Source organism: Actinospica durhamensis, from assembly GCF_018139695.1.
In the GTDB taxonomy this organism is placed as follows: domain Bacteria; phylum Actinomycetota; class Actinomycetes; order Streptomycetales; family Catenulisporaceae; genus Actinospica; species Actinospica durhamensis.
The window spans coordinates 1-4,699 of record NZ_JAGSOG010000427.1; the positions used below are offsets into that span (position 1 = coordinate 1).

At 64.6% G+C, this 4,699-nt stretch carries 3 protein-coding genes; 2 read left to right on the forward strand and 1 reads right to left on the reverse strand.

Features of this window, described 5'->3' with window-relative positions:
* Nucleotides 1–106: 106 nt before the first annotated feature.
* Complete coding sequence (locus tag KDL01_RS39115; RefSeq protein ID WP_212533778.1) at nt 107–2,734, reverse strand: right-handed parallel beta-helix repeat-containing protein; 2,628 nt, start codon at nt 2,732–2,734, stop codon at nt 107–109.
* Nucleotides 2,735–2,915: 181 nt separating this feature from the next.
* Here KDL01_RS39115 and KDL01_RS39120 point away from each other — a divergent pair, with 181 nt between their 5' ends.
* Together KDL01_RS39120 and KDL01_RS39125 are read left to right on the forward strand one after the other, a co-directional pair.
* Nucleotides 2,916–3,725, forward strand: a complete 810-nt coding sequence (locus tag KDL01_RS39120; protein ID WP_212533779.1) for a hypothetical protein — start codon at nt 2,916–2,918, stop codon at nt 3,723–3,725.
* 145 nt (nt 3,726–3,870) lie between these two features.
* A complete protein-coding gene (locus KDL01_RS39125) occupies nt 3,871–4,260 on the forward strand; it encodes a hypothetical protein (RefSeq protein WP_212533780.1) in 390 nt (129 codons plus the stop codon).
* Nucleotides 4,261–4,699: the final 439 nt, after the last annotated feature.

The following is a 4,699-nucleotide window of genomic DNA, read 5'->3' on the forward strand; positions in this document are numbered from 1 at the left end:
GGATGCCTTCTCGAACTGAACGGATAAGGGCCTAGAGAACCTCTATTCTTCCAGGTCAGAAGGCATCTCGTGTCACCGGGGTCACCCCAGGGCGGGCATCGAAGCATTACCCATCAGTGGATTCAGGCTCAGTCGGCGCACTGGAGCCGTTGTACAGCTCTATCTGGCTGAAATCGCCGTTGAACCCGGTCGCGACCATCACGAGATTCGGGACCGTCTCTCCCGTGCTGAAGTTGAGGTTCGAAGCGTTCGGCGGCCTTGCGCTGCCGTTCGCCGGATAGACGGTGACGTAGCCGTTGGCCTGTGGCTGGGTGACCGTTACGTTCATGACGACCGCCAGGGCGTCGGTCAGACTCCCCAACGCCGTGTCTCCGTAAGACCAGGACAGATCGTTGTGGCCGTCCGGCTCTGACGCCTGAATCTGTCCGAGCCCGGTACGGGTGTCGAGTACCCGGACCGGATCCATGGGAATGAACGCGGTTCCGAGGCCCGAAGAGTAACAACCCTCGACATCCACGACGAGTTCCACCGACCCTGAGGAGGTGTTGCGAAACGCGACCCGGCCGTCCGTACCGACCTTGGCCACGACCATGTTCGGAACGGTCTCGCTCATGGAGTAGTTCAGATTCGATGCAGTGGGCACAGCGGTCTTGTCGGGATAGACGGTGATCAGGCCGTTCGCCGTGGGGCTGACCACGGTCACGTTCATGGCGATCGCCGTCGCGGTCGAAGTGACCGCGCTTCCGCTGACGATCTGGGTGCAATTCGGGAGGCTCAGTGTGATGGTGCCGCCGGGGCCGACCGGGGCCTTCGCGGCGCCGGTTCCGCTCCTCGTGTCGATCATGCGATCCGGCGAGTTTGGCAGGTAGTAGCTCCCACTCGCGGATTGCACGTAGTAGCCCTCGACATCGGCGATCAGGTCCGTGCTCGCGGCGGACCCGTTGGTGAAGTCCACCTCGCCGTCGGCCCCGACCTTGACCGTGACCAGGTTGGGGACATTCTCGTTCGCGTGGAAGTTCAGATTGCTCGACGTCGGCACGTCGCTGCCGTCCGGGTACGCGGTGATGATTCCGCTCGCGGTCTCATCAGTCGCTGTCACGTTGATGACCGCGGCGGTGACCGTGCCCGAGTCGACCGGCAGCGTGACGCCCTTGACGACGTTCACGGCGATGGTGCCATGAGGCCCGATGAGCGCCTTGGGAGCCCCGAGTCCCTTGCGTGTGTCGAGAACCCTGGTCGGGGCGACCGGCATGTAGCTGCTGCCCGTCATCACGACCGTCGTCGTCCGCGTGATCGTCTGAACGCTGTCTTGAAGGGTCACCGCGATTGTGTACGTGCCGGGCCGGGCGTACATGTGCGAGTCGACGATGTAATCGGAGAAGTCGGCAGTCTGGTCGGTTCCGGTGTCTATGAGAAGCTGTCCGCCCAGTCCGCTGCCGTCCCCCCAGTCAACGGTCACCTGGGGCGTCGTTCCCCAGGCCACGCCTTGCAGGTCGAGCTGGACCTCCGCCTGCTGGGCGGTATAGGCATCGGCGTACGCGGTGGCGTTGGTGAGTTCCTCGAGGCCGACAGCGCCGCGGTCCGGTGGGCTCGGCCAAGCATTTCCGTATGCGTCGGTCGAAAGCTCGCCGGGCGCGGCGGGGTTCGCGGATCCGTTCGCCGGATCCGAGGCAGCGGGAAGCGCGGTGGTTCCCAGACCCAGCCCGGGCTCGACCAGATCCTCCGAGCCCTGGCCGGTGGCCGCTGTGAACGCCGCTTGCGCGGTGTAGACGGTCCCGCCCCAGAAATACGGCGCGAAGGCGCCGTCGGCGGTCGTGTAGATGTTGTACCCGACCGACGTCGTGGCGCTCGAGACCGCATCCACCCGAAGTGCGAACTGCTCGGAGGCGTAGCTGGGGTCGCACGCGTCCGCGGAGACGATGTTGTTCTCGATCACCGCGTCGACGGACCCGTTCAGCACCCCGATTCCAGTCCCACACCCATGGACGACGATGGTGTTGCTGGTGACGTCGACATCAGGACTCGCATCGACGAGTACCGCGTAGTCCTTCGGGCCGCCGCCGGCGATGGATATGGCGTTCGTGGTCAATACCGCTCCGGTGGAACTGCCGGAGAAGACGACTGCCACAATCCCCGACGAAGCGAGGAAGGAGCGTTGGATGGTCACATCCGAGCCACCGCCGACATACACCGGGTTTCCGGCCGTGTCGGTCTGATCCTGGTCGAGGGTGTCGTGTGACCCACCCACCCAGAACGCCGCGAGCGAGGCATCGACGATGTCGGCGCCACTCACCTCGACGTAATCGCCGTCGATGGTGAACGCGTCGCCACCGCCGGAGATCTCGTAGGGACCTGCCGCAGCCTTGAAGACGATGGGCGCGGCAGCCGTACCCGAGTTCGTGACCTTCACGCCACCCGCGTACGGATCGCCATTCGTGTAGTCATAAGTGCCCCCGCCGGCGGTCGAGCCGTAGATCAACACGGTGTCGCCGGCCGTAGCCGCGTTCGCTGCGGCTTGGATGCTGCAGTACGGCGCAGCCTGCGTGCCAGATCCAGCGTCCGTACACGCCGGCGACACGTTGTTCACATACAACGTCGCCCCCGCCGCCGCGACAGCCTGCTGAGTTGGAGCGATCACCCCGACCGCTGCCACGGCGAACGCCAGTGCGGCAGCCCTTCGACGCATGAGCGCCAAAGCCCCTCCCTTGAAGTTTTTCAATGCCCGCAGATCCATCGAGCGTCAGCATGCTACTGCCCGGCGCCGTCCAGCGTGCTCGTTGTCTGCCACTCGCGAAAGTAGGAGCCCGCCCACTCAAACTCTTCGCCGCCCATATCCGCAGCTCCCTACACTGGGCACACGGTGGCAACGGGGGGCGCGCAGGTGCGCCTGGCACACGGGGGATGGTGGGCGCGACATGGCTCCGATGGCGAAAAACGGCGTGGCCGGTACTTCCAACCCGGCTGAGAAACGCAAGCTCGTCCTGCTGATATTGCGTCTACAGCTCGCCATAGCCGCACTGATGACGGTTGCCGTCGGCTGCCTCGTGGTGCCTGCTCTACTGGCGGCACATCGCTACGATTCGGCGCCGCATTGCGCCACCGCGACACAGGGCCCTGACTGTGTCGCGCTCGTTCCCGTCACCGTGGCGTCGGTCGGGCAGGTCACGGGTACGAGGAGTGGGACTTCATACTGGCTCGAACTGACCGGGATCGGAGCAGGTCAGACGCAGTTCACCCCTACGAGCCCGGACACTGGCGCCGGTGGCCTGGTCAGCCAGGCGAGGCAGGGGCAACAGCTGACGGCGGTTCTGTGGCATGGCGATCTTGTCGAGGTGGAGTCGGCCGACACCGTCGCTGTGGACAGTGGCTCTCCGGACATCCAGGCCCGCAATTGGCTCGGCAGCTTCGCGCTCCCCCTCGGCTGCCTCCTCGGTCTCTTGATCATGTACCTCGGAAAGCGCCGCCCAGATCAGCGCGGCACAGCTCTCGCAATGACCACGGGGGCGCTGGTCATCCTGAACGGGCCGACGTTCAGCATCCTTCAGGACGGATCAGCGACCAGACCGAGCCCACTACTGGCGTTGGCCACGTTCGCCGGCCTCTGCGGCCTCGCCGTAATCGTCACCGCGCCATGGGTGCTGTACGCGCGGAGCAAGCGGCGCAAGCACCACAAGCCGTCGGCAACGCGCGGTCCCCAGGACGCGATGCCTCACTCCCGTTCCTAGCTGTCGCCGCCCACGACGAAAGCCCCGCCGTAGTGCGCAGCGAACCAAGCACATAGGCGGGGCTTCGGTAGGTCGGCGTGGAGGATGACATCGGCTTACTTAAACCCTTCGGCCACCCTGCCCAAGGGATGAGAGCATCGACGCCATGGCCGCCATCAGTCCGATACCCGACTGGGTGCGAGCATGCCCACGGAGGCCGCGCCACTGGGTGTGGATGCTGAGCATGCACAAGCGCGGGCTACGGATCAGAGTCGGCGATTTCTATGAGGACTGCTCGTTCCATGTCCGCGTCTGCACCGCCTCCCGCATGGGCGAGGACTACATCGCTGGCATTTCGCTCATCGACGCGCACGGCCCCAGCGGCTGCTCGCCGTCACACTGCGGCGTGATCAAAGTGTCGGCGGAGGTCGCCATGGAGGCACAGCGAGACCCTCGCGCGTACTTCGCCAAGAGCATGGAACAGTTCGGCATTTCCGCCGAGAAACTTCCTCAAGCAGTGGAAGACGCCATGGCCAAGCTCGATCGTCGGGGATGAGCCGCGGGGAATGACGAAGGTCGCACTACCCAAACTGGGTGATACGGCCTTTTTTGACCATAAACCAGGCCAGCGTGGAGATGGCGTTCACTAACTCAGACCTGTCGGCCCAGTTTGACGCTCTGGCCGCAAGCGCTTCCGGATGATCAGTGGGACGCGTCCGCCATGGCCGTCGTCGATGTGACCGCTGGGCGCCATTTTTCGGCGGTTGGCCTGCGGATTCCGGTCGGCGTGGCTACGGTGTGATTGCGCGTGGGCACGTCTTGGAATGTCTTGAGCGTGTGGTGATAGCGGTCGGGGTGGGGTGGGTCGGAGGATGTCCCGACTCTCGTAGAACTTCGCAGGTGGCGGTCCCCCACCTGAAGCCTGCCAGTTGGTAGGTATCGGGTGAATCTGCCAAGAATCATCCGAGATGAGGGACCACCGTGAAGAAGAACGT